This is a genomic window from Streptomyces roseofulvus (genome assembly GCF_039534915.1).
GTDB lineage: Bacteria > Actinomycetota > Actinomycetes > Streptomycetales > Streptomycetaceae > Streptomyces > Streptomyces roseofulvus.
Genome location: NZ_BAAAWE010000001.1, coordinates 8,022,186 through 8,046,533, shown reverse-complemented (window position 1 = coordinate 8,046,533; position 24,348 = coordinate 8,022,186). Strand labels below are relative to the sequence as shown.

Here is a 24,348-nt window from a genome sequence, read left to right as displayed (position 1 = left end):
GATTCCTTGCTGAGGGGTGCGGGCGCCGGCGGGCAAATCACGGGCGTCGACGGTGCGGTCGGCGTCGGTGCGGATCAGACCGCCGGTGCGCGGTTTCCTCCAGGGCCTGGCGAAGTGCAGTGTGCGGTGGGCGCCGTGGGCCGTGCCGAGGAGGCGACTGCACGGAGACCACGGGCCGTCGTCGGCCCGCTCAGTAGTCGGGAACGCAGTCGCCATCAGCAGGATGTCCGGGGGCTTTCCACGGCGCGTGGGGAATCGTTGAGGGGCTCGGCGCGGGGACACAGGCTCGTCCGGGTCCAGTACGAGATCGTCGTCGACCCGGGGGCCACGGGCGCTGATGCCCCGGTCGGGAGTGAGGAGGGCGGGGTCGGTGGGCCACGCCGGCTATGGGCGGAGGCCGCGACGGCTGTCGTGCCGTTGCCGACCGCGAGAGGCGCGTCCCGTTCTCGGTTCGACGCTACTTCTGTGCTCAGTCGTCTTCAGGCGGAGTACTTGCTTGTGGACTCCGCGGTGTCGTGGACAAGCTCAGCGAGCTGCAGCACAATCCCGTACGTATCCATCCGGCCGTGGATGCGGAGGAAGTAGGAGCGGCTGGAGCACTTGAAGATCTCTCGCCGCATCACCGTCCAGAGCCTGTGCTCGTACGTGTTCGCCGCCTCCAGCAAGGCCGATTCGGCTTCCACCGCACTGCCGTCGAACTCCGCGAGCGTTCGTGCGTCTCGATCCGTCTCGCCGACACCGTCGACGGGTATGGCAAGCACGATCCACCGGGACAAACTGCGATCCGTTCTCCCCTGCACCGCCTCCTGCGACGCGCACCGCGCCAGTGTGGCACGCGCGCCCTCGTAGTCGCCTGACACCGCACAAGTCGAGCAAGAACCCGAGTCTCGACAGCGGTGTCGTGTGTCACCGGTCCTGCTGGACCGTGAGCCCGAGGTGATCGGGACGGCCTCGCGATCGGATGGCACCGCCGACCGCGTCAACCCCGGGGTGTAAACCCGTGGGCCGATGCCCCGACGAGTTGTCGGCCCGTGGGCCGATGCTGCGCGGGGGTGGCACTTGACAGTGTTCCCCCGTGCCCACGGACTGCCCGGCGCGGCACGGTCGACGTTCCGTCCCCACAGGAGGTCCCATGACCATCACGCCGTTCGACAGCCGGAAGGGCATGACGCGCCGCAGTGTGCTGCGAGCTGCTCTGGGCAGCGGGGCCGCCATGCCGCTCGTCGCCCTTTCCGGTCCCGCGTGGGCCGGCCCGGCCGCGGCCGATCCCGCCGCGACGCGGCTCAGGCTGCCCAAGCCGACCGGACCGCACCCGGTGGGCACGGTCCAGCTGCACCTCGTCGATCGGTCGCGTCCGGACGCCATCGCGGGCTCCGGCCACTTCCGCGAGCTGACGGCCACCGTCTGGTACCCCGCCCGGGACGTCCACCGGTACCCGGTGGCGCCCTGGATGCCGCCCGGCGCATTCCGGGCCTTCGTTGCCGACGCCGGCTTCAGCGACCTCGCCTCCGTGGGGCCGCTCTCCGCAGGCCACGTGGGCGCTCCGGTGAGGCGATCGGGCCGACGGCTGCCCGTGGTGGTGTTCTCGCACGGCGCGCACAGCCACCAGGGCGACCACACCGTCATCGTCCAGGAGCTCGCCAGTCACGGGTTCGCGGTCCTGACGGTGGCTCACCAGTACGACACCTACACCGAGTTCCCCGACGGCCGGATCGCCGTCCCGCTCCGCGACAGGCAGGCGCCGACGCGACCCGGAGATTTCGCCGCCGACCTGCGCTTCATTCTCGACTGCGTGGAGGACCTCGCCGAGGGGCGCAATCCCGACGTCGACCAGAGGAAGCTGCCGGCCGGCCTGCTCGGCTCCCTCGACCCACGGCGCATGGGCGCGTTCGGCTGGTCGAAGGGCGGGACCGCCACCGCCTGCGCCATGCTCGCGGACGAGCGTATCCGGGCCGGACTGAGCATCGACGCACCGATGGAGATGAACCCGCCACTGGCCGGAGACCTGGACCGGCCCTTCATGATGATGTCCGCCGAGTTCGGCCGGGCCACGAATCCCGCAGCCGCGGCGTTCTGGTCACACCTGCGGGGCTGGCGGCTGGACATCCAGGCCCAGGGCGCCGTCCACATCTCCTACGGCGACAACGAGGCGCTGTTCCCCCAGGTGGCGAAGGTGTTCGGATGGAACGAGCAGCAGCTCCAGGCCGTGATCGGCACCCTCGATCCCGACCAGGCGGTCAAGATCCAGCAGGCGTACCCGCTCGCGTTCTTCGACGAGCACCTGCGCCACCGTCGAGCGCACCTGCTCGACGGGCCGACCCGAGCCTTCCCGGCAGTGACGTATCTCCTCTGAACCGCCGGGACCGCAGCACCACGGTCTGTTCCAGTGGTAGGACGCTCCCTGGATCGGGTTGCCATCCCGGACGTCTCCCGCTCCCCAGAACCGCACGAAAGAGCGGCAGACCCGGGACTCCCCATAGCGCGCCAGGACGACATCGCTCCTCGGGTTCTGGCGAGACCTCCCGTGGACCTCCACTCCACCACTGCGGCCAACGCCGCCGGGTGCGGCGCCGGCGGCGTGCGCCGCTCAGGCGTTCCCCAGGGCCCCGCAAGACCCGGCCTTACGAAGACGCCCCCCGCCTCCTATCGCCTGGCGACGAACGCGTGGTCAGGGTCGCTGGGCCTCTCGAAGCCGTTCGACCTTTGCTGTCGGCTGCTGAGCTCGGTGGGGAGCGTCCCCCTCGCCTGTCCCGGCGCTCTGCTCAGCGGCTACCAGATGCCGTCGATCACCTCTTCGAAGACGAGGTGCCACTGTGACTCCTGGTCGGCGAACGGGAGGGGATCGAATGCCGTGATCCGAGCACGCAGAGCGTCCACGCGCTCCTCGCGGTCCACGTCGTTCTCTTCCAGGGTCTGGCGCAGGCTCTCGAAGTAGGTGAGGGCGTAGACGAGGGATTCGACGTCCCGGTGGAGGGGGCTGTAGGACATGAGAGTCGGGCCGTCGCTGAGGGCGTAGACGGTTCCGGAGTCTGGGTCGAGGCCGAGGGTGGTGTCCACGAGCGTGCCCAGCACGAGCCAGTCGCGGCACTCGTCGGGAGCGATCCCCCACTTGCTGTACCACCGAGGGATGTCGATGTGATCATCCGCTCGCTGACTGGCCTTCGACATGAACCATTCCGTGTCGGGCAGCCCGACCGTGCTCAGCAGGTGCGCGGTGCGGGCGTCGAGTCGATGGTGGGGTGTCGTGTAGCGGGGGCAGTAGACGACGCCCGTGGGTCCGAAAGCGGCGCGCACCTCGTCCGCGGTGACGGCGAAGTCCATGCAGGGACCCTACGCCCGGACCGAGGTCACGCCTTGCTCGGACACATGAATGTCCAAACACGTGCGACTACGTCTCGGTGCTCGACGAAGACGTCATCGACCACCACCAAGAGCACCCGGAGAGCCGGCCCCAGATCCGTCCCACCGACGCGTACCGGACACCACGTCAGGCGAATGGACCGAGTTCGAGGAGCCATTCGACCGCCCGCCGCCGTCACCGAGGCGGAGCGCCAAGGCGCTGGGGCGCCGTGCCCGGGTGCCCGTGTTCGGGCTCGGTCTGGGACGAGTCGTTGGCGCTTCAGACGACTCGTCCCTCCTTGCATCGCACTCACGGTGCCGTGGTGATGTCGGAGCAGGGGGGCTCCACGAACTTCTTGCCGATCTCCGTCTTCCAGTGCTCGGCGACCGACTCGACTGTCTTGTCCGCCGGTACCGGCCGGGTGAAGCGGGCGATCCACGTTCCGGCCTCCGGTCCCAGGACGGACACCTCGTAGCGGAGGCCGGGCTGCAGCGCAGCGGTGTTCTTGGGGAGGCCGATCTCCGCATCGTCAGGCAGCGTGCCCTTGTAGACGGCGAGGGTGCGGACCTTGAACGTCTGCACGCCGGCGTCGGCGCCCTTGGGTACGTACGCACCCTGCTCGACAACGTCGACCAGCGCGAGGTTCTGGGCGCGGGCGGCCTCGGCCGCGTCGGTCTGCGTCGGCGTGCACAGCGACTCCACGTGTACTGCTTCGTCCTGCTGGAGGAAGGCGTATGCGGTCAGGCCTCCCGCGGCCACCAGCGCGAGGCCGAGGGCTCCGGTCGCGAGCTTGTTCATGATCATCAGCCCCACAGCTTCTTGTAGTTGGCCTTGTCGACGTCCGGGATCCAGGTGATCTCGTACCCGGGCGTCGGCGCGTTCTTCCACATCAGGGAGACGACGGTGTCGGCCTTGTGGCACAAGCCGAGCGCGTGCCCCAGCTCATGCAGGGCGACGTACCGCAGCCGGTCCTTGGACGCGCCCCGCAGCTTCTGCTTGTTGAAGATGATGTAGTCGGTTGCGCCGATGTTGCCGTGCCTCTCGTACCGGCCGAGCGGGGCGGAGTCTCCCGTACCGAGGTTGGCGTCCTTGAACTCCAGGTCGTTGGAGGTGAAGGCGGAGTCCTCCACGATCTTGATCTTCGAGCCCCTGTACTGCCACTCCGAGATCGCGTACTTGCGGGCGTCGTCATAGGCGGTGTTGTCGGTCCAGCGGATCTCGCCGTCGTCGACTGCCGAGAACCCCTTGGTCTCGGTGGCGCCGCCGATGCAAGGCGCCGGCCGTGCGGCGGCGTGGGCGGTGAGTGGCGGGCCCGTGAGGGTGAGGCAGGCCGAAGCGGCGAGCACGAGCGGTAACGATCGCTTGTTCACGCTTTGCAGCGTAGCGGTTACTCAGTGCATCGATGCGAGAGTCGGGGCTGCCGAGGCAGAGACGTCCCGCCGCCCGCCCGCCGGCAGGAATCGCCCTGCCCCGTGATCGGCGGTGCATAGGGCGGCTCGGACACAGCCCCGAGGCCCGGCCGCTCGAGAGTCCCTCACGAAGTGAGCGCGCGCGACGGCCCGTTGGGTGTCGATGGTCGCTGCTGTCGCCGAACAGCGCCAGGGCAACGGTGCGCGCTTGGGCGTGCAGCCAGCGATGGCGTGCTCCACATGCTCGCCGGGCCAGTGGTACCTCACGCGCCCCTCGGCTGGGCGGTGGCGGTATACACGGCCCCCGCCACGGGTCGTGGCCGCACCGGTACAGCGGTGGTCGCGGCATCGACGGAGCGTCAACTCCCGCTTGCCCGGCGGCGGCTAGTCATGCTTGTGTCCGAGTGGTTCGTCCTGCTCGTCGGGCCCGGGACGGTGCTGGTGACTGGCGGCACAGGCGTCATGGGTCTCGGTCATCGGGATGTCGGGGCCCACCTGGACCGCCCGGCTCTGGTACGCGCCGGCAGGGGCGCACGGCCGCCGTGGTGAGGAGCGTCCGGCGCCAGGAGAGTCGAGTTGATCCGCGGGCCGGTGTCGAGGGCGGGGACCGGTTCGGGCCGGTCAGTATCGGAGAGTCGGTACCGAGAATTCGGCGGCCGCGGGTGCGCTCGTCTTCTGTGGGGCGGAGCTGGGCCGGCGTTCCTGAGGGCTCGTCGGCACGATGGCGGCTGTTCTGGCTGGGCGTGTGGTGAGGCTGTGTGTTGCGGCTTGGCGCGGCGGTGGTCAGGTCACGGAGTAGAAGCGGATGGCGACTTCGGAGTCGTCGCCGCGGGCGAGGCCGACGAAGACGGTGCGGGCGAGCCAGAGGTGGGCGGGGGCATCGGTGCGGAAGACGGGGGAGGTTCGGTAGTACACGCCTGCCTCGGACACCTGCAGGGCGCCGTCGTACTGGGCGGGGGCGGCGGGATCGTCCTCGTGGTAATAGCCGCGGTTGGTGATGTCGATGACCGCGCCGTCATCGGCTTGCAGGAGGTAACGGGCATCGAGCTGGTAGACACCGCTGCGTCTGTCGCACCAGTCGCCGCCGCCGGCCAGGACCTTGCCGCGCAGGCCCGGGCCGTCGACGGTGCCGCCGGTGATGGGGACGTACTCGGTGACTTCTCCGGCACCGTGCCCGATATGGAGCGAGGGAGCGAGGAACGCACGGACCTCGAAGGCGAAGCGGAGGGCAGGGGTGAAACCCGGTCCGGCGACGGGATGCGAGTCTGGGGCAATCACGGCACTCCGTAAGAGGTGCGGGGCTGGCGGGCGTGGCGGTTCGGCTGATCCTGGCAAGGCCTTCCCTCAATGGTCAACGCTGTTGACGTAGTGCGGTTGCGCCGTCGCCTCGCCAAGGGCCTGTCCTTGTCTCGCCGACCCGGACCGGCTACTGGTCAGCCACCATCTGGACGACGGCCGCGCGCTTCCGGGCAGCAGACTGCGCGTCGTCCACGGGCTCGACTTCCCGTGGCCGGCCGCCGCCTCCGGCTCTTCGAGGATCCCGGCAACCTCGACGTCCGATCGGCACCACGGGGCGCTCGCACTGGCGCGGAGCGTTCAGGCGCCGTATGAGGAGATGCGCGCGCTCGCCGGCATCGGTAGCTGTCTCTTCGGCGGCGGCCGGCAGAGAGCACTTCTGTGGTTGTTCGCTGCGGCAGGTTTTCCCGGGGGGTCTGATCCACGCAGCGGCCTGCCCTGGACCGTCCCGGCCTCTGCTTCTTTGACAGCGGTGTGCGGGCGGCCTCGGTCATTCTCCGTTCGCGCACCTCTCCGCCTCCGCCAGGAAGCGCGCCACCGGACCCAGGGTCAGCAACCCGCTCGCAGCGCCCGCGTGTTCGTCGCGGGCGGCGTGCAAGGCTGTTGCCGCGCGGGCGGCGAGGGGGCGCTCGTCGAGGCGGGCGGCGGTGTGGGCGGTCAGGCACCAGAGTGCCTCCTGCATGTGGTCGGGCGGCGGTTCGGGCGTCATGGACAAGGCGGTACGGGCCTCTTCGACGCGGTCGCGGGCGAGGAGCACCAGGGGGCGCGTCCAGGGGTGGTACGGCCCCCAGTCGAGAGCCGGATCGGTGGGCGCCGGGCGGCCGTGCAGGAGACGTACTCCGAGGAGGGCGAGGGCGAACAGGCCCCGGTGCAGCCCGGGCATGCCCGCCGTCTCGGCGAGGGCGTTCTCGGCGGCGCGGTACTGGGCCGCGGCCGTGGCGGCGGTCGGGCCGCCTGGTTCGGTGCTGTGGGCGGCTGTGGCCCGGGCCCGGAACCAGCCGGTGAGCACGGGGACGAGGGAGGCCTCGGTGCTGACGGCGAGCTGCTCGGCGGCCTCGGCGTGTGCGGCCGCGGAGGCGAGGTCGCCGAGGGCCGAGGCGGATTGCAGGCGGATGAGCCGGCCGAGCACGGCGAAGTCGGGCAGCTCGTGTCGTGTGGCCAGGTCGAGGATCTCGCTGCCGATCACGTCCCGTACGGGCGCGAGGCCGGGCCGGGTGAAGGACTGGAGGAACACGCCGTTGAGGGCGAAGGCCAGCAGGGCCGGATCGCCCAGTTCGCGGGCCAGCGCCTCGGCCTCGCGCGCCGCCTCGCCGGCGCGGGCCTGCTCGGCTGCGGACAGATCGGCGCTGCGGCTCTCGACCGCGACGGTGGCCAGCAGGCGGGCGCGTAGTGCGGCAGGGCCGTCGGTGCCGAGTGCGGTGAGCGCACGCTCGGCCGCCGCGACGACGGCGCGGGACTGCTCGGGGTCGTCGGCCCGGCTCCACAGGGCGGGCACGTCGTAGGCGCCGATGATGCGGGCGGTCAGCGCGGTGTCTCCGGTGCGTTCCGCCGCCTGAACGGCGGCGAGGCGGTCGCGCCGCGAGTGGACGAGGGCGTCGCCGCCCGCCAGGGCAAGGGTACGTGCCAGCTCGACGGTGGTGCGGGGGCCGAGTCGTACGCCTGCGGTCCACACGGACGGCGGCGGCTGGAGGGTCGCGCCGCCCCGGAGAATCTCCGTCTCCAGGTGCCGGAGGTCGGCTCCGGGGTCGAGCCCGAGTTGGTCCGCGAGCATCGAACGGGCGCGGCGAAGGGTGGCCAGTGCGTCCGCTTGGCGGCCTGCCCGGTGCAGGGCGCGGGCCAGCAGCCCCCAGGCCGGTTCGCGCCAGGGGTGTTCGGTGACGTGGGTGCCCAGTTCGGCGACCAGCTCGGCTCCTGCGCCGGAATCGAGGAGCAGGCGGGCGCGCAGCTCCACGCCCTCCAGCCTCAGCTCCTCCAGTCGCGTCCGTTCGCGCTGGGCCCACAGGGAGCCGGTCACGTCGGCGTAGGCCGGGCCGCGCCACGCCGCGAGGGCCTCGTCCAGGTCCGTCAGGGCGTCGGGGGTGCGCCGGGCGCGGTCCAGGGCGTCCTCGAATCGGTGGACGTCCACGGTGTCGCGCGGCAGGTGCAGAGCGTAGCCGGGTCCTTCGGTGACGAGGATGCGCGGCGGGGTGCGGGGAGGCCGGCCGGGTTCGAGGGCGCGGCGCAGTGCGGCGACGAACGTACGCAACGCGCCGACGGCACGGACCGGCGGCTCGGCCCACAGGTCCGCCACCAGGGTGTCGGTGGTGACCATCCGTCCGCCGGCGGCGACGAGCCGGGCGAGTACCTCGCGGTGGCGGGGTCCGCCCAGGTCGACCGGCGTGCCGTCGTCGTCGAGGGCACGTACGGCACCGAGTACGTCGATTCGCATGCCCTCCATCTTCCGCGTCTCGGGTCGGCGGCGTCGAAGCGTACTGATCGGCTGCTGATCGCTGTCGCCGACGCTGACTGCGTCACTCCCCGGACCGCGGCTTTCGCCGGTCCCCCGAAGCCAGAAGCGGATCTTCCATGACTCCCACTCCCACTCCCACCCCCACCATTCCCGGTTTCGAGCTCGTCCGTCTGCCCGGTGCCGACGGAATCGAGCTGGCCGCAGCCGTCGGCGGCCACGGCAGCCCGGTCGTGCTGCTGCACGGCTTCCCCCAGACCCACCTGATGTGGCGGCACGTCGCCGAGCGGCTCGCCGGCGAGCACACAGTGATCTGCCCTGACCTGCGCGGATACGGCGCCAGTGACAAGCCGGCGGCCGCCGGCCCTGAGGTGTACTCCAAGCGCACCATGGCCGCCGATGTCGTCGCCCTGGCGGCAGCGCTCGGTCATGAACGCTTCGCCCTGGTCGGCCACGACCGGGGCGCCCTGGTCGCCTTCCGGGCAGGACTGGACCACCCCGAGGCCCTCACGCATCTGGGCATCCTCGACGTCGTCCCCACCCTGGACATGTGGGACGTCCTGCACGGCGTCCCCGCGGCGGTCGGCTACCACCTGTTTCTCATGGCGCAGCCGCCGGGCCTGCCCGAGACGCTGATCGCCAACAGCGCCGACGTCTTCTTCGGCTCCTTCCTCGACGCCTGGGCCCGCACCCCGGCCGCCATGCCGGAACCGGTCCGGTCCGCGTACCTGCGGGCCAGCGCCGCGGCCGTGCCGTCGATCGTCGCGGACTACCGGGCCTCGGCGGGCATCGACGTCGCACACGACCAGGCGGACCGGGACGCGGGTTCCCAGCTGGCCATGCCCGTGACGGTCGTCCAGCAGGACTGGGGCGCGCGGCTGGGCTACGACGCCTCATCGGTCTGGCGCGCGTGGGCGCCGGACCTGGACCACCGGCTGACCGGCGCGGGGCACTTCATGGCGGAGGAAGCGCCTGAGGAGATCACCGAGGCGATCCGCGACCTGCTGCTGCGCTGATCGCTCCGTCGGCGGGAGCGTGGAGCCGGCCGGCCCTGCCCTACGTGGTCATGCCATTTCTACGTAGCGGTGGACCAGGTCGAAGCGCCGGGCCGCCGCATCCTGCCGGCGGACCACCCAGTGAGCCACGCCGGAGTCCAGTTCGGTGACGTCCTCGCCGCATCTCCAGCTGGCCAGGAGAGCCCAGTCGTCGGGGCTCTTTCCGTGGTCCGTGCCTGCTCGGGCGGAAGGACCGGCGTCCACGGGACCACGGGCGTAGTGGACGGGGTCGTTCTGGGGCGAGACCGGGTGGCCGCCGATCTGCAGGGACCAGGCAGGGCGGTGGCCGCCCACTTGCGCCCAGGCGTCGCCGAGTTCGTCGGCGAGTTCGAACTGCTCGTCCTCGGGGAAGCCGCCCCACCTGTCGAGGGCGAAGCTCTCCGGCATCTGCGCGCTCGGCTGGTGCCAGAGCGTGCGGAGTTCACGCGGTCGGTACGGCTCGCGCCGGCCGTGTTCGAGGGGGCTGCGGGTTGTCGGGGTGCCGGCGGGGACGTACAGCACCGCGTCGGAGACCTGTCCTCCGATGCCGTACATGTCGGTGCCGGCGAACAGGAGCAGATGGCCGTCGGCGGGGAGCGGGAGGTCGGTGGCGCCGGGCGGCAGAGCCGCGAGGTCGATGCCGGCCACGAAGGGATCCGACGGCCTCGGCACGCCGTGCGGCAGCAGGGGGTCGCCGCCGATCCGGGCCACCAGGGGACCGTCACCGCCCTCCGCCAGGTACGCCGCCGGACGGGCCACCCGTATCCATTCCTCCACCTCCTCCGATGGCAGCCCTTGGGATGCCGCCTCGGCTCGGAAACGGTTCATTCTGTCCATGATCGCATCGGTCATCGGGCCACCCTAACGGGCTCATGGGCAGCGACGGTGAGTGGCGAACTCACTTGAAAGCACAGCTCTTTGGCGGTGATGACCTGCGATACCGGCGAAGCCGGCGAGGCAGGTGGGGGCTGCCTGCGCGGTCGGGATCAGGACGGTCGAGGCCGCTGGAGTCCCTGGAGGAGGAGAGCGATCAGGCGTCGGGGGTCGTAGCGGGGGTCATCGTCGCGCCCGATGCAGAGGTTGCCGACGCCGCGCATCAGCTCGTACGGCTGCGTACCCGGCGCGATGTCGCCGGATTCGACGGCGGCGTCGAGCAGTTGGGCGCAGACGGGCAGCAGGCGGTCGAGGAAGGAGGCGTGCAGGGCGGCGAAGCGTTCGTTGTCGGACTGCAGGGCGTCGGCGAGACCGTGTTTGGTGACCAGGAAGTCGACGAAGAGGTCGATCCACTGGCGCAGGGCTTCGAGCGGGGACCCGGCACTGGCCAGCAGGGTCGGGCCGGCCTCGGCACACGCCTCGATCTGGTGGTGGTAGACGGCCGTGACGAGATCCGCCCGGGTCGGGAAGTGGCGGTAGATCGTGGCCATCCCGACGTCCGCCCGTGCCGCGATCTGGCGGATCGGCGCGTCGATGCCGGAGAGGACGAACACCTCGGCGGCGGCGGTGAGCACCGCCTGCCGGTTGCGCCGGGCGTCGGCCCGCTTGCCTCTGGACGGCGAATCCCCTGCCGGGCTCTCGGTGGCCATCACGCGTTCCTTCCACACCGATTGACAAAGCGGAGCAGCGCTTCGAATACTAAATGGAGCGTCGTTCCGTTTCAGGTTAGCCGAAACGGGCCGCTCCTGACCGCCATGCCCGACACCGGTCGCAGGCGACCGGCGGGAGCATGTGCCACCGAAAGGAAACCGCATCGTGAGCACATCCACCGCCCCCACCGACGCGCTGGGCGCGACCGTCCCGGTCCTGTCCTTCAGCCCCGTGGTCCTCTCCGTGCCCGGGCGTCCCGTGGACCTCCAGGTGCGCGTCACCGCGCCCGCGAGCGGCACCGGCCTCCCCGTCATCCTCCTGTCCCACGGTCACGGCCCCTCGAACAACCTGTCCTCGCTCAACGGCTACGCGCCGCTCGCCGACTTCTGGGCCGCTCGCGGATTCGCCGTCGTCCAGCCCACCCACCTCACCTCCCGGACACTGAGCCACCTGGTCGCCGACGCACCCGGCGCACCCGACTTCTGGCGTTCCCGCGCCGAGGACATGACCCACATCCTCGACCGGCTCGACGAGATGGAGCGCACCGTGCCGCAGCTCGCGGGGCGGATCGACCCCACCAAGGTCGCCGTCGCCGGGCACTCGCTCGGCGGCTTCACCGCCGCCCTCCTGCTGGGCGCCGGGCTCACCGACCCCGACACCGGCAGCGTGGTGCACCTCGGCGACCCCCGCATCAAGGCAGGCGTCCTGCTCGCCGCGCCCGGCAGAGGCGGCGAAGTCCTCAACGGGCCCATGGCCGAGCAGTGGCCGATCATCGGGGCCGTCGACTTCTCCACCATGACCGCACCCGCGCTGGTCGTCGCCGGCGACAAGGACGATTCCCGGCACTTCACCGACATGGGGCCGGACTGGCACGCCGACCCCTACACCCTCGCCCCCGGCCCCAAGACCCTGCTCACCCTGTTCGACGCGGAGCACGGGCTCGGGGGCATCGCCGGATACGACGCCGCCGAGACCACGGACGAGAACCCCCGGCGTGTCGCCGCCCTCGGCCGGCTCACCGCGGCCTACCTCAGCGATCAGTTCCACCCCGGCACGCCTACGTGGCCGAACGCGTGCGAGGAACTGACGACCGGCCCGCGGGCGGTGGGACGGGTCGAATCCAAGTAGCCCCGCACACGCGCGGCCGGCCCGCCGGGCGAGGTGGGGACGGCACAGCGGGGGCGGGCTCGTACTCGAGGACGGTGGCAGGCTGGCCGGTCGGCACGGTCCGAAGCGCCTCGGCGCCCGGCGCCGTCGGCCGCGGTCGACCGCGGTCGGCCGCCTTGATTCGCAGCCGCCGCGCACCGCACAGACCGGTGAACGACTGCTGCCCGTACTCGTACTCGTCACCGATCCGGTCGCGCACTGCTGCTCCGGGGGCGCCTGCCTCAGCCCTGGAGGGTGGCGAGCCAGTCGATCAGCAGACGGTTGACCTCCTCCGGGCGCTCCTGCTGGATCCAGTGCCCGCAGCCGTCCAGGAGGTGGGAGGCCGACAGACCGGGCAGGGTGGTGGGGTACGCGTCGATGGCGTCGGACATCCAGGTGGTCGAGGCGTCCAGAGCGCCGCCGACGAACAGGGACGGCTGCTTGATCGGAGCTCCGCGGTGGGGGGTGAGGTCCTCCCAGTCGCGGTCCATGTTGCGGTAGCGGTTGAGTGCGCCGGTCAGCCCCGTACGCTCGAACTCCCCCGCGTACACGTCGAGATCGTCCTCGCTCAGCCAGGCCGGGAGCACCCCGGCGGGGAAGCGGTCGCGCAGTCGGCCGCCGCCTCGGGTGACGAAGTGCGGGTCGGGCCGGCCGTCGGCGGGCATGGTGTCGGCGGACAAGGCCGCGTAGAAGCCCGCGAGCCAGCCCCTGACGTCGGGCTCGATCTCCGCCTCGGCTCGGCCGGGCTCCTGGAAGTAGGAGACGTAGAACTCCTGCTCGGGGCCGCCGACCTGACCGAAGATGTCGGTGGGGCGGGGACCGCCGGGCGGCGCGTAGGGGACGCTGAGCAGACCGACGGCGCGGAAGACGTCGGGATGGAGCAGGGCGGAGGTGGCGGCGATGGTGGAGCCCCAGTCGTGGCCGACGACCACCGCGCTCTCCTCGCCGAGGGCGCGCACGACCGCGACGTTGTCCTCCACCAGGTCGAGCATCCGGTAGGCCCCGGTCGCCGCGGGCTTGGAGGAGCGGCCGTAGCCGCGTACGTCGATCGCCACCGCCCGGTGGCCGGCCGCGGCGAGGGCCGGGAGTTGGCGGCGCCAGGAGTACCAGGACTCGGGGAAGCCGTGCACGAGCAGGACCATCGGGCCGGTGCCCTGCTCGACCAGGTGGAGGCGTCCGGCCGGGGCCTCGACGGTGCGATGGCGGAGCGCGGTGGTCGGCTGGGGCTGCACGGGCTTCTCCTCGGCTCGGGGCGACGCGGCTGCCCCCCGATCATGCGGCGCGGCACCTTTCCAGAGCGATCGGTCTTGCTGTTTCGGCAACCTTTCGTGGCGGCGGAGGCGGCCGACGGTGGCGACGCTCACCCGGCAGCCATCTTGATGACCACGCCGTCGGCGCAGCATCCGCGAGGTTGCCTGCCTCGTACGGAGTCACCCGATCGGGCGAGACGCCGAACCTGCTGTCCGGGGGCGGTACAGCTGGTACGCATGGCCCGCTGACCTGCATGAATGCCAAGCGGTTCGAGACTGCTGATGGGTGCCGACGTCACGCAGCCCGCGTTGCGCGGCGGTCCCGCTCGCCGCCGAAACAGAATCCTTCTGGGTATGAGTGTCTACGAAGGTCAGCATGTGTACGGAATGCACGGGATGCACGTGGTCCACGACGGTCCACGGGACGCGCCGCCGCTCGTGCTCATCCACGGGTCGGGGGCCTCGGGCAGCTCCTGGGGCCCGGTGGTGCCGGCGCTGGCCAGCCGGTATCACGTCATCCGGATCGACCTCCCGGGCCACGGCCAGTCCCCGCCAGCGCAGTCGTACGACGTCCCGGAGCAGGCGGCCAGCCTCGCCGCGGCGCTCGATGAGCTCGGCCTTCGTCCGGTCACCGTGGTCGGGCACTCCAGCGGGGGGTACATCGCCACCGCCCTCGCCGAACGGCGCCCGGACCTGGTGGGGTCGCTCGCACTGATCAGCAGCGGCCCGAGTCCCGACGCGCTCCTTCCGCAGCCCGCCTTCCTCCGGGCCCTGATGAACCCGCCGCTCGGCCCGCTGCTCTGGAAGGTACGCTCCGACGCGATGCTCCGCCGGGGGGTGACCGCGGTCTGCAACCGCCCGGTGGACGTCCCGGACGCCCTGGTCGCCGAGGTGCGGGGCATCGGCTACCGCACCTTCAGGACGGTGCTGCGCCAGAACACCGCGTACATCGCCGAGAGGAACGTACCCGCGCGCCTGACCGCACTCGACGTGCCGGTTCTGGTGATCTTCGGCGCGGCCGACCCCCGCTGGGATCCGACTTCGGCGCACCACTACGACACCGTGCCGCACGCGCGAGTCGAGCAACTGCCCGGCGTCGGTCACTTCCCCATGCTCGAAGCGCCGGAGGCGACCAGCGAGTTGCTGCTGCGCTTCGCGGCAACGGACCGCTGACACCCATCGCCCAGAGGAGTCGTCCCGTAGCGGGTTCCGCGGTCGGAGGCCGTCGGAGGCAGGCCGGCGGGACGTGCTTCTCCAAGGAGAGCCCAGGACGCCCGCCGGCCGGCGGGCGTCCTGGATGTGCTGCTGGAGGGGCCGGCCGCCGCCTTCTCGTTCCCGACCGTTGGTGATGGCCTCCAGTCGGGCCACGATCGGCGTGCGCGTCAGGCGAGATGTCGTCCCCGCCGGCGTCTGGATGATCGCGGAGTGACTCCACGGCGGTGGGCACCTGACTCCCCGGGCGCTCGGAGAGGCCGCCGCGATCGAGGTCGGCCTCGCTGCCCGAGAGCAGAGGCACACCGCGATGCAGGGGGCCTCGCGGCCCCTCACCCGTCGTGCAGGGCGACCAGCAGAACCCGAAGCCGGCTCAGCCGCGGGGACCTCGGATCTGCCGCGAAGAAGGCTTCGTCATCCCAGCGGGCAGCCGGCGGACCGCGCTCGGGCACCCGGAGGACGCCGCCGGCCGCCGGCCCGGGCCTCGACCGGGCCTGTCCCTGCGGTGCAGCGGTCGCGACGCTCGCGGCCGACTGCTTGGGACCCTGCGGGAGCGTGACGCAGAGCAGGCTCGGTGCGGATTCGGCAGTACGTCGGGTCCTCGGGCTGTCGCCGTCATCGAGGCAGAGTCTGGGTGACGCGCCACAGGCGGCGGGGCAGGTCACCCTCCTCGAAGGCGTGGACCTGGTTGAGGGTCCAGCCGTCGGCGAGGGCGTCGACCAAGGCGCGGTCGAAGAAGTGGACGGCGAAGCCGCCGTGCTCGAAGATGTCGTCGCCGTGTGGGGTGCCAGCGCCGTAGTGGGCGTCTCCGGTGTGCCGGACGGTGTAGACGAGGACACCGCCGGGCCGCAGGACGCGGCGGATCTCGCCCACCGCCGCGTGGATCTCCTCGGTGGACAGGGCCATGCACAGCAGCATGTGCGCGAAGACCGCGTCCACGGAGGCGTCCGGCAGCGGCAGCGGGTCGCGCACGTCGTGCGCCGCGGTGCTGATCTGCCCGGCCACGCCCTGCGCCTCGGCCGCGACGCGCAACTGCTCCAGTCCGGTGGGGCTGAAGTCGGTGGCCTGAACGGTGTAGCCCTCGCGGGCGAAGGAGAGGGCGTCGCGGCCGTGCCCGGCGCCGAGCTCCAGCACGTCGTGGGCTCCGACCGTACGGAAGACGCCGGCCGCGTAGACCGCGGGCGCGGACGGCTCCTCGCCGTACATCCCCGGATGGGCGCTGTAGGTGTCCTGCCAGTGCCGCCGCTGGATCTCGGCCAGCTCCTGCTCGTCCGCCACGTCTTCGACCTTCCCGTTCGTGTCCCGGGGCGCAGCTTAGACGTGCCGTACCTCCGACCGGTCGGTGACGGCCGGAGGGGCGTACATGATGACCGCCATGCCGGCGAGGCACGCCGGGGCTCCGATGGCGTCGCGGCGCTCAGGGCGGTAACCGGCGAAGGCCACGCCTCCGGCGCTCGACCCGGCCCACGAAGGTCCCGTCGTACAAGTCCTGGATGCGGCCTCGTCCGGTCGCGATGCTCGAAGAGCGGGGGGTGAGATGGAACTCCTGGTTCGGGCCGCATCGGAGCGGGGGATCGGTTCTGCGCCGAGGCGGTGGCGCGCTCGCTGTCCCAGGCGGGCGAAGTCGAGCGGGCCCTGGACGTCCTGGAGCCGTACATCGTGGCGGCGGAGCGCGAGATCAGGAGGCGTCAAGCGCCGCAGGTCGGGCTGAGAAAGCTGCCACACAGGCCGTCGCCGCGGCACAGCGGGCGATCGACGCTGCGAGCGCCGCCAAAGGACTCCGCACGGTCGCCGCCGGCGCTACGGCCTGCGGTGGCGCAGGGTTGCGGCGTCGGCCCCGGGTTCGGCGAGCCGGGCCACCGGCCGGACCTGCGACGAAACCCCCGCCGCCGGGGGGTACCGGACAGGGCGGAGGTTTCGTCATGTCCGCCAGGTGTCAGTGGAAGAGCAGGGAGGCGTCGCCGGCGGCGGTGGTGACCGATCCGGGGCAGAAGAAGCTGCCGGAGGTCTTCGTCGCGGTGAACGCCTGGTTCACGTACCTACGGGTGGTGCCGTCGCGGTTCAGCAGGACGTTGGTCGCCTTGTAGCGGCAGGAGATGCCGTACTGCGTTCCCGTGATGTCGATGACGTCGGCCTTCGCCTGGCCGGCCGCGTCGTCGAAGGTGACGTTGGGGTTGTTGTTGAGGGCGGCGGTGATGCCTCCGGTACAGCTGAGGTTGCCGCCGGGCGTGTTGATGCTGGTGCGGTCGATGGACAGCCCGGTGGGCGGGTTCGCGCTGGTCCGGGCATTGGTCCAGGTGCAGGTGCTGCCCGAGACCACGATCACGCCGTCGACCTGCTGCGTTGCGGTGGATTCGAAGGCGTTCGCCGCCGTGGCCGCTCCGGCGGTGGCTGCGATGATCAGGGCGGTGACACACGTGAGTGTCGAGAACTGCCTCATGTCGCTCCTTCTGGCCGCGTCCTTGTGGGATGTGCGCGCTACGGAAGGTCCCATGGTGACCTTGAATTGTCAGGAGCACGACAATCGATTGGCCGGATAACGCTTCCTGAGTAAGAGCTTTGGCGGGGGCGTTGCGGCACGCACGGGAGCGGGGACGCTGTCTGGCCGCGTGTGGGCAGAACGTGGGGAGCCGGCCGTCCCGACCGCCATCCGCGTCACGGCGGAGAGCGCGAGGATCGCGGCAGCGAACCGGCGGCGTCAGCTGTTGGTCCGCGTGGAGGCGCTCGGCACTCCCCCGCTGACCGGCACAGGGTGCCGGCCTTCAAGGACGGCGCGCCGAAGCCCCCCCCCTCGCCTCGGGCTTCTTGCGCTCCGCCCCGCCGGCCGACGGGCGGTTCGTCGCACCGCGGCCGACCGAGGAGTCGGCTTCCACGGCTCGGTCGAAGCCCTGCCACAGGTGGAACCGGTCGGCGACCTGTAGAGCCAGCGCGGACCCGCGCCGGGCGCCCGCGGCATGAGCGCCGGCCCCGCCCCAGCAGATGATCTCCACGCCAGGTGGCGGATCAGCCGGGCGGCCGGCGGCCCGGCTCACGCATCGGGAGCACATCGACCACGCGGCGGTCTTCGACGCTTCCCGCCGCGGCACATCCCGCCGGTCTCCGACGGACTCCTCCGTTCACTCGACGAAGCTCAAGGACCAGCCCTGGCGTGCGACGACCGGCTCACACAGACGACCGACCAGGTCCGAGGTCCGGGTCCGGTTCCGGTCGCGCCGCCGGCGGGAGGGCCAGCAGGAGCGGGGAGCTCAGCCGGGCGTCCGGGTGCATCCGTAGCAGCTGGTGGACCACCCCGGACAGCCCCGGGAGCAGCCCCGGTGCGAACGCCTCCTTGGCGAGGCCGCCGACCGGGCCTCGCTGTTCGATGCCGGTGAGCAGCTCCGCGTCGGCCTCCGTGGCGGACGGGCCCTCGTACCCCTTCAGGCCGCGCAGGCGGTGGAGGATCTCCCAGAGTCCGAGGTCGCCGTGGCAGAGGGTGTGGCTCCAGCCGAAGCCCTCGCGCAGGCCGGCCGGACCCGCACGGAGTGCGGTGTCCAGGTGGCGGGGGGCGCCGGTTCGCTCGTGGAGGTCGACGGCGGCCAGGCCGATGCCCGTGCTGCCGTGGCACCACGCGGTGGGATGGTCGATGTCTCCTCCGACGCGGGCGTCGGCCCAGGCCCGCTCCCTGGGCGAGTACAGGGACTCCTCGAAGTCATGGGCCAGGGAGCCGAGTTCGTGCCAGCGGCGCCGGTCCGCCGTGCTTCCGGCTGGGGAGAGGGCGAGCCTGGTGAGTGCCCAGCCGACGCCGGTGGTGCCGTGGGCGAAGCCGCCGATGCCCTCCGGGAACATCACGGTGGACCACCGTGCTCCGCGGTCGTCGACGACCGCGGTTCGTTCCAATCGCCGTCCGGCTCCGGCGGCGACGTCCAGCCACTGTTCCTGGCCGGTGAGTTCGGCGAGGTCGAGCAGGGGGACGACCACGCCGGCCACACCGCCGAGCACGTCGAGTGCCCGGTCCTCGGCGATGAGCTCCGGGGTCAGCAGCGCGGCCCTGGCGCGGGCGCGGTCGAGGAGTCCGGGGGTACCGAGGAGGCGGTGCAGGGACGCCCAGGTCCACACCTGCGAGGCGAGTCCGGTGAACCCGCCGAGCTGGCGGGTGGGCGTGGTGTCCTCGGTGGCGGCCAGCACCTCCAGGGTGCCGGCCAGCAGGGACTCGACGCCGGCCACCGGGTCGGCCCGCCCGGCCCGTTGCTCCCGCAGGTACTCCGCGAGAGCGAGGGCGACGCCGCCCTGGCCGGTGTAGAGGTCCGCGCCGAGCGGGCGGACCGCCCAGCCGTAGTCCGTGAGCACCGGACTGATCCAGGTCGCGGTGGCGTCGGTGCCGCGTACGGCCGCCGCGCGGATGGTCTCCACGGCTGCGGCGGCCAGCGTGCGCCGCCGTCGGTCGAGGTCGTCGGCGCTCGGCGAGAGGGCGGGCGTCCGTACCCGGTCGGGGAGCTGCCGTTCGTTCAGATAGGCCCCGACGAGCGCGCTGCGGATGGTGTCCCGCTCGCGGGCGAGATCCGCCTGCCGCCACCCGGCCAGGAAGGCGGCCGAACGCTGCTTGTCCACCCGCTCGCCGAACACGGGGACGTCGCCGACCAGCAGGTCCGCGATCTCCCCGTCGATCACGGCCGGTTCGCGGGGCGCACCCGGGGCGGCGAGGGCGTTGCGGTGGAGGATGTCCCGGGCGCGTTCCAGGGCGGCGTCGGGGTCGTGCAGCGAGGCCGGGTGCCAGAGCATGCGGCCGATGTCCGTGTACGTCTGCGTGGGCCGTCGGATCCTGCGGACCTGGCAGCCGTCGAACATCCCCACCAGGGTGGAGAGTTCGCCGTCGGTGTCGAGTTTCGCCAGCGCCTCGGTGACTCCGTCGAATCCGGTCAGTACCTGCCCCCAGTGGCGGATCAGCACCGGCTCGGGGCTGGGGTGGTTGCCGGCCGGCGGCAGGTCCACCACACCGACCTCCATGCGGGCGGTGTCCAGTCCTCCGTCCGCGATGACCGGGATACGGATCTGCGGCTGCTGACCCGGCAGACCGCCCGCGGCCGAGAGGTCCACGCCGGCGAGGGCGTAGCCGTCGGTGCGGAGCGGCAGGATGCCGGTGCGCAGCACGGTGTTGCGGATCGTCCGGGCCGCCTGGTCGACGGCGTCGCCGCGCCCGCTCGGCGGAACTTCGACATCGGGCGTGAACAGGGCCTCGGCGTCGACCACGGCGGCCACCGGGCCGTGGGCGACCAGGTTCTCGGCGTGCAGGTCGGTCCCGCCGAGGAGTCGCATCACCGCCAGCCAGCCGCCCAGGGCCCGGTAGAAGCGGGCGAGTTCCGCCTCGTCCCGGCAGTAGCGGTGGCCGAGGTGTTCGGCCCAGCCGTAGCCGTCCCGGACCACCGCTCTCGGCACGCCCAGGTCCTCGGCGCCGGGGACGGCGGCGACGAAGGAGCGCAGCGCGGCGTCCACCTCCACCGGGCGCGGTTTGTACATGACGCTGCCCGTCTCGAAGAGGAGCCGGGCGACCGCCCGCCCTCCGTGGTGCGTGTCGCCGCGGGCGAGCTCCAGCGCGCGCAGTGGTCCCGGATCGTCGCCGAGCAGGACGGCGATGGCCTCCCGGTCCGCGGCGAGCCGTGTGCCCAGTTCCAGCGCGCCCTCGATGAGGAGGCGCCCGCACGCGAAGGCCCGTTCGCGCAGCGCCGGGTACCGCCGGTGGAGGGTCTCGGCGAACGCGGGGGCGGAGGCGCGCCGGAGGAAGGCGTCCCAGCGGGCGGCCGAGTCCGCGCCGGGCAGTTCGCCGGCCAGGCCGGCGGCCCGCAGCTCCAGCAGGAGTACCCGGTTGAGCCGGAGTTGGAGGGTGCGGCTGAGGGCTTCGCGCGTCGCCTCGCGCAGTACCGACCGCTCGTCGGCACCCAGCCGGGTGAGTTCCGGGATCCGGTCGTCCAGCGTCGCGTACAGGGGGCGCGCGAAGGTGTCCACCGGTGCCGCGAACCATCCCTCGGGCGGCGGTCCGTCGGCCGAGCGGTCCGCTGCCACCGGTTCCACCATGCTGAGTCCTCTCCTGACGGCTGGTACGCGCGATCTGACCTGAGGTGGTGCCGCACGGGCCGGGGAACCCGTGAGGACTCCCCGGGTGTTGCGTGCGGTGCGTACGGCGGTTCGTCAGCAGCAGTAGCTGTGCCACGAACCGGTGCAGCTGCTGCACCCGGTGAGCAGCGCGTCGGCGGCGTCGGTCAGCGCGGCCTCGCCGGCCGCCCCGCCCACGTAGAGCGGACCGGCCGGGTTGGCGGCGCCGAAGGCCGTTTCGGCGCCCTGGAGCCAGGCGGTGACGATCTCGTCGGTACGGGTGGTGGACATGACGGGCATGCGGTTCCTCCTATGAATCGCCGGGAATGCACGGGGCTACAGAATCCACCGGATGATGTCCGTCCGGATCTCCCAGAACCGGCCAATCGTCAAACGGGCGTTCGCGCGCGCCCCGTCCGGCCTGGAAACCGCCGCCGCGCCGGCGGCCCTGGGGGTCGCCGATCGGTGCGCCGGGACGCGAGACGAGGTGGCGGACGGTGCCGCCCCGCGCGCGGCCCGGCCCGGCGAGCCGGCCCGGACGGAGCCGCGGCGGACGGTGACCGCGCCCGTCAAGTGGCGCGGGCCGCACGCATTCGGCCATTCACCGTCCGCACTGCGGACGCTTCGCACCGCTCCACGAGACCGTGCCGGGGCGTCGGCGACGGGCCGATGAGCACCCGGGAGCGGTCCGTGATCTCGTCCGGGTTTCCCAGTCGCCGGCAGCGGTCAGAGTGGAGCGGTGGGTGTGCGGATGGCCTCGTCCACGGTGGCCTTGCGGGCTGCGGATCCTCGTCTTCCACCGCAACCCCCCGCAGCGGCGCCGCGGGCGAGGTCCGCAGACGCGCACGGGAGCGGTGCCGAGCGAGGACACCGTGGGGCGGGGTCGGGTCGGGCCCGGCGGCAGCTTGCTCCGGAGGTACGTGGGCGTGCCCAGGGCCATGCTCGGAGCCCAGGCGTGCGAGTTCATCGGCATCGTCGAGGACACCGGCTCGGCGGTGACCACCCTCAAGCGCGGCGACCTGCTCGTCGCTCCCTTCGCGGTCTCCGGCCAGACCTGCGCTTCTGCCGCGAGGGCCTCCACACCTCCTGCGCCCATCCGCAGGCGGGTTCTGGGACGGCGCGGCGGACGAGGGCGGTCAGGCTGAAGCGGTCCGCGTCCCGATCGACGACGGCACGCTCGTCAAGCCAGTCGTCGTGGCGGGCTCCGCTCTCATTCCGTCCCTGCTGACCCTGTCGGACGTCGTCGGCACCGGCTACCGCGCCGCCGTCGCCGGCGGTGTCAGCGAACGCACCCGCGTCACGGTGATCGGCGCCGGCGCCGTCGGACTGCCGGCGGTCCTCTCGGCCAAGCGGCGCGGCGCACAGCAGGTCATCCTCATGGGCCGCCACCAGGCACGCACCGACCTCGACCGCGGGTTCGGCGCCATCGAAGTCGGTCGCGAGCTCGGCGCCATCGGCGTCGGCCGCGGGTTCGGTGCCGTCGGCGTCGTCTCCGCCCGCGGCGAGGAAGGCATCCCAGCCGTCCGCGAGCACGCAGGCACGTGGTGCTGGAAGCGGTCGGCCACAGGCCCGCCTGCGAACGGGCCCTCGGAGTGGTCCGTCCCGGCGGCGTGATCAGCCGCGTCGGCGTCCCCCACTGCGAGGACGCGCCGATCGGCTTCGGCAGCCTCTTCCGCCCGACATCCGCCTCACCACGGAGCTGATGCCCGAGGGCGGAGCGGACACCTCGGCTGGTGTCCGAGGCGTCCACGCCGCATGGCGGTGCGTGGCGGAGGAGACGAAAATGGGAGGGGCCGGGGCAGGAGCCGTCCGGTCAGCGGACACGGCCGTCGGTTCAGGTGCGAAAACAGGTGATCGATCATGTGTCGGTGGCTCGCTTACTCGGGAACTCCCCAGCTCCTCGACACCATCCTCTACAAGCCGGCCCACTCGCTGATCGACCAGAGCCTGCACTCCAAGTTGGGTGTCGAGACGACGAACGGTGACGGGTTCGGGGTCGGGTGGTACCCGGAAGGCAGCGAGGGCACCCCCGCGCTCATGCGGGATGTCGGTCCGGCCTGGAACAACCGTAATCTTCGGGAGCTCGCTGACCACGTCCGCTCCCCGTTGTTCTTCGCCCACATCCGGGCGTCGACAGGTACGGCCGTACAACAGACGAACTGTCACCCCTTCCGGCACGGCCGCTGGATGTGGATGCACAACGGTTCCGTCGCCGGCTTCCACGCCATGCGGCGCGACCTCGCTCTGCTCGTGGCGCCCGCGCTGTACTCCGAGATCGAAGGGACGACGGACTCGGAGACCATGTTCTACCTCGCGCTCACCTTCGGTCTGGAGGAGGACCCGCCGGGCGCGGTCGCCCGGATGGTGGGAGTCGTGGAACGCGTCGGCCGCGAACACGGCGTGGAGTACCCGATGCAGATGACGGTCGCCGTCAGTGACGGGGCTTCTGTGTGGGCCTTCCGCTACTCCAGCCAGGGCCGCTCACGATCGCTCTTCTACAGCAGCCGGGTGGACTCACTGCGCAAGCTGCACCCCGAAGTCACCTTCCTTCAGGAAGTGTCCGACGAGACCCGCCTGGTGGTGTCCGAACCCCTCGGCGATCTGCCCGGCGCCTGGAACGAGGTACCCGAGAGCAGCTACGGCGTCGTCCAGGCCGGCGCCGACGAGTTGCGGCCCTTCACCCCGGAACCGGTCTGACGGAGCGGGGCAGCACATCCTCACGGCCCGTTCGACGTCGTGGCCACGTCTGGAGCCGGCTCCGCTCATCAGGAGGGGTACTTCCAGTCCCCCGGGACGAGAGTGCCTCAGCCGGCGGTCAGGACAGGCGTCGGCCGCGACGGCGGTCGGCCGCGCTCGGTGGCGGTGGTTCCGGGGCGGGTACCCGCCGCGGCCGGGGCTCGCCCTCCGTGACGCCGAACCGGGGCGGCCCCTCGGGCGAGGCGGCAGCGGAGAGGTGCCCCCTCCCCGAGCGGGTCACGGCGCCCTGCCGAGTGCCAACCGGCCGGGACCGGACGGGGGTTCGCTTCGAGTGCGAGCGGCGGAGCGGCGGCGACGCCGTGCGCTGCGTCCCCGCTGGGGGCACGCCGCCGCCGCCCTGCGTCAGGGGCTCAGAGACCGGACTGCCCCGTCTCGTCGCGCTCGTAGTTCGCAAGGGCGAGACCGAGAGCGAAGAACGTGGGCGCCCATTCCCCCACGAAGATCCCCCAGCGGTCGGCCCGTTCCAGGTTCTCGCGCCTGCTGGAGGTCAGCCACGTGGCGAGCGACAGTCCGATCGAACCGACCGCGGCCAGATACGCGTGCTCACTGCGGACTCCGGTGTCGTGAAGCTTCTTGATGATCATTGAGTGACCTTCCGGTGAGAGCGGGGGGGCGGGGGCGAGACCTCGCCCCTGCCGGGACGGGCGGCGCGACCGTTGCGAGGCCGGTCGACGTCACAACGGGGATTTCGTTCGCGCGCTCGCGACCGGATGCGAAAAGGAAGGACTTGAGTTGTATGGGCGTATGTGTCACGGCAAGGCGAAATGCTCCGGCCCCTCGCAAAACCGCGGCACGGGTGCGGACGGAC

The 24,348-nt window shown here is 71.9% G+C and carries 20 protein-coding genes and 1 pseudogene; 6 read left to right on the top strand and 15 right to left on the bottom strand.

What is annotated here, in order from left to right; all coding sequences use genetic code 11:
* Nucleotides 1-479: 479 nt before the first annotated feature.
* Nucleotides 480-860 carry a hypothetical protein gene (locus ABFY03_RS37150; RefSeq protein WP_346172129.1) on the bottom strand — a complete coding sequence of 127 codons (381 nt, stop codon included), beginning with the start codon at nt 858-860 and terminating at the stop codon, nt 480-482.
* Nucleotides 861-1,132: 272 nt separating this feature from the next.
* Here ABFY03_RS37150 and ABFY03_RS37145 point away from each other — a divergent pair, with 272 nt between their 5' ends.
* Nucleotides 1,133-2,353 (top strand): alpha/beta hydrolase family protein, encoded by a 1,221-nt coding sequence (locus tag ABFY03_RS37145; protein WP_346172128.1) that lies wholly within the window; start codon nt 1,133-1,135, stop codon nt 2,351-2,353.
* 416 nt (nt 2,354-2,769) lie between these two features.
* On the opposite strand, the gene ABFY03_RS37140 is transcribed toward ABFY03_RS37145, so the two are convergent.
* The 5 genes from ABFY03_RS37140 to ABFY03_RS37120 all read right to left on the bottom strand — a co-directional run bounded on the left by ABFY03_RS37140 (nt 2,770) and on the right by ABFY03_RS37120 (nt 8,473).
* Nucleotides 2,770-3,321, bottom strand: coding sequence for an SUKH-4 family immunity protein (locus ABFY03_RS37140; protein WP_346172127.1), 552 nt, complete (start codon nt 3,319-3,321; stop codon nt 2,770-2,772).
* A 328-nt stretch (nt 3,322-3,649) separates the two neighbouring features.
* The gene (locus tag ABFY03_RS37135) at nt 3,650-4,144 is read right to left on the bottom strand and encodes a hypothetical protein (RefSeq protein WP_319007999.1); all 495 of its coding nucleotides are present in this window, start codon (nt 4,142-4,144) and stop codon (nt 3,650-3,652) included.
* Nucleotides 4,144-4,710, bottom strand: a complete 567-nt coding sequence (locus ABFY03_RS37130; protein WP_346172126.1) for a matrixin family metalloprotease — start codon at nt 4,708-4,710, stop codon at nt 4,144-4,146. The genes ABFY03_RS37135 and ABFY03_RS37130 overlap by 1 nt, the downstream gene beginning before the upstream one ends.
* A gap of 822 nt (nt 4,711-5,532) precedes the next feature.
* Nucleotides 5,533-6,027, bottom strand: coding sequence for a DUF3237 domain-containing protein (locus ABFY03_RS37125; protein WP_346172125.1), 495 nt, complete (start codon nt 6,025-6,027; stop codon nt 5,533-5,535).
* Nucleotides 6,028-6,535: 508 nt separating this feature from the next.
* Nucleotides 6,536-8,473, bottom strand: a complete 1,938-nt coding sequence (locus ABFY03_RS37120; RefSeq protein ID WP_346172124.1) for an AfsR/SARP family transcriptional regulator — start codon at nt 8,471-8,473, stop codon at nt 6,536-6,538.
* Nucleotides 8,474-8,610: 137 nt separating this feature from the next.
* On the opposite strand from ABFY03_RS37120, the gene ABFY03_RS37115 reads away from it, so the two are divergent.
* Nucleotides 8,611-9,507 carry an alpha/beta fold hydrolase gene (locus ABFY03_RS37115; RefSeq protein WP_346172123.1) on the top strand — a complete coding sequence of 299 codons (897 nt, stop codon included), beginning with the start codon at nt 8,611-8,613 and terminating at the stop codon, nt 9,505-9,507.
* A 48-nt stretch (nt 9,508-9,555) separates the two neighbouring features.
* Here the strand turns inward: ABFY03_RS37115 and ABFY03_RS37110 are convergent, their stop codons facing one another.
* Together ABFY03_RS37110 and ABFY03_RS37105 are read right to left on the bottom strand one after the other, a co-directional pair.
* Nucleotides 9,556-10,353 (bottom strand): DUF1963 domain-containing protein, encoded by a 798-nt coding sequence (locus tag ABFY03_RS37110; RefSeq protein ID WP_346172122.1) that lies wholly within the window; start codon nt 10,351-10,353, stop codon nt 9,556-9,558.
* 158 nt (nt 10,354-10,511) lie between these two features.
* Complete coding sequence (locus ABFY03_RS37105; RefSeq protein WP_319008005.1) at nt 10,512-11,108, bottom strand: TetR/AcrR family transcriptional regulator; 597 nt, start codon at nt 11,106-11,108, stop codon at nt 10,512-10,514.
* A gap of 166 nt (nt 11,109-11,274) precedes the next feature.
* Here ABFY03_RS37105 and ABFY03_RS37100 point away from each other — a divergent pair, with 166 nt between their 5' ends.
* Nucleotides 11,275-12,237, top strand: coding sequence for an alpha/beta hydrolase family protein (locus ABFY03_RS37100; RefSeq protein WP_346172121.1), 963 nt, complete (start codon nt 11,275-11,277; stop codon nt 12,235-12,237).
* A gap of 260 nt (nt 12,238-12,497) precedes the next feature.
* On the opposite strand, the gene ABFY03_RS37095 is transcribed toward ABFY03_RS37100, so the two are convergent.
* Nucleotides 12,498-13,487 carry an alpha/beta fold hydrolase gene (locus tag ABFY03_RS37095; protein ID WP_346172120.1) on the bottom strand — a complete coding sequence of 330 codons (990 nt, stop codon included), beginning with the start codon at nt 13,485-13,487 and terminating at the stop codon, nt 12,498-12,500.
* A gap of 372 nt (nt 13,488-13,859) precedes the next feature.
* On the opposite strand from ABFY03_RS37095, the gene ABFY03_RS37090 reads away from it, so the two are divergent.
* Nucleotides 13,860-14,678, top strand: coding sequence for an alpha/beta fold hydrolase (locus tag ABFY03_RS37090; protein WP_346172119.1), 819 nt, complete (start codon nt 13,860-13,862; stop codon nt 14,676-14,678).
* A 654-nt stretch (nt 14,679-15,332) separates the two neighbouring features.
* Here ABFY03_RS37090 and ABFY03_RS37085 read toward each other — a convergent pair.
* The 5 genes and pseudogenes from ABFY03_RS37085 to ABFY03_RS37065 all read right to left on the bottom strand — a co-directional run bounded on the left by ABFY03_RS37085 (nt 15,333) and on the right by ABFY03_RS37065 (nt 21,083).
* The gene (locus tag ABFY03_RS37085; RefSeq protein WP_319008009.1) at nt 15,333-15,995 is read right to left on the bottom strand and encodes a class I SAM-dependent methyltransferase; all 663 of its coding nucleotides are present in this window, start codon (nt 15,993-15,995) and stop codon (nt 15,333-15,335) included.
* Between the two features lie 36 nt (nt 15,996-16,031).
* Nucleotides 16,032-16,218: pseudogene (locus ABFY03_RS37080) on the bottom strand (YnfA family protein); the annotation flags it as partial.
* Nucleotides 16,219-16,653: 435 nt separating this feature from the next.
* Nucleotides 16,654-17,157 carry a hypothetical protein gene (locus tag ABFY03_RS37075; protein WP_319008010.1) on the bottom strand — a complete coding sequence of 168 codons (504 nt, stop codon included), beginning with the start codon at nt 17,155-17,157 and terminating at the stop codon, nt 16,654-16,656.
* Nucleotides 17,158-17,879: 722 nt separating this feature from the next.
* Nucleotides 17,880-20,765, bottom strand: coding sequence for a type 2 lanthipeptide synthetase LanM family protein (locus ABFY03_RS37070; RefSeq protein WP_346172118.1), 2,886 nt, complete (start codon nt 20,763-20,765; stop codon nt 17,880-17,882).
* 114 nt (nt 20,766-20,879) lie between these two features.
* On the bottom strand, nt 20,880-21,083 hold the full coding sequence (locus tag ABFY03_RS37065) for a DUF6229 family protein (RefSeq protein WP_319008012.1): 204 nt from the start codon (nt 21,081-21,083) through the stop codon (nt 20,880-20,882).
* Between the two features lie 894 nt (nt 21,084-21,977).
* On the opposite strand from ABFY03_RS37065, the gene ABFY03_RS37060 reads away from it, so the two are divergent.
* The gene (locus ABFY03_RS37060) at nt 21,978-22,397 is read left to right on the top strand and encodes an MDR/zinc-dependent alcohol dehydrogenase-like family protein (protein ID WP_346172117.1); all 420 of its coding nucleotides are present in this window, start codon (nt 21,978-21,980) and stop codon (nt 22,395-22,397) included.
* A 246-nt stretch (nt 22,398-22,643) separates the two neighbouring features.
* Entirely contained in the window at nt 22,644-23,480 is an 837-nt protein-coding gene (locus ABFY03_RS37055) for a class II glutamine amidotransferase (protein WP_319008014.1), read from the top strand.
* A gap of 410 nt (nt 23,481-23,890) precedes the next feature.
* Here ABFY03_RS37055 and ABFY03_RS37050 read toward each other — a convergent pair whose 3' ends face one another.
* Nucleotides 23,891-24,124 carry a hypothetical protein gene (locus ABFY03_RS37050; RefSeq protein WP_346172116.1) on the bottom strand — a complete coding sequence of 78 codons (234 nt, stop codon included), beginning with the start codon at nt 24,122-24,124 and terminating at the stop codon, nt 23,891-23,893.
* Between the last annotated feature and the right edge of the window lie 224 nt (nt 24,125-24,348).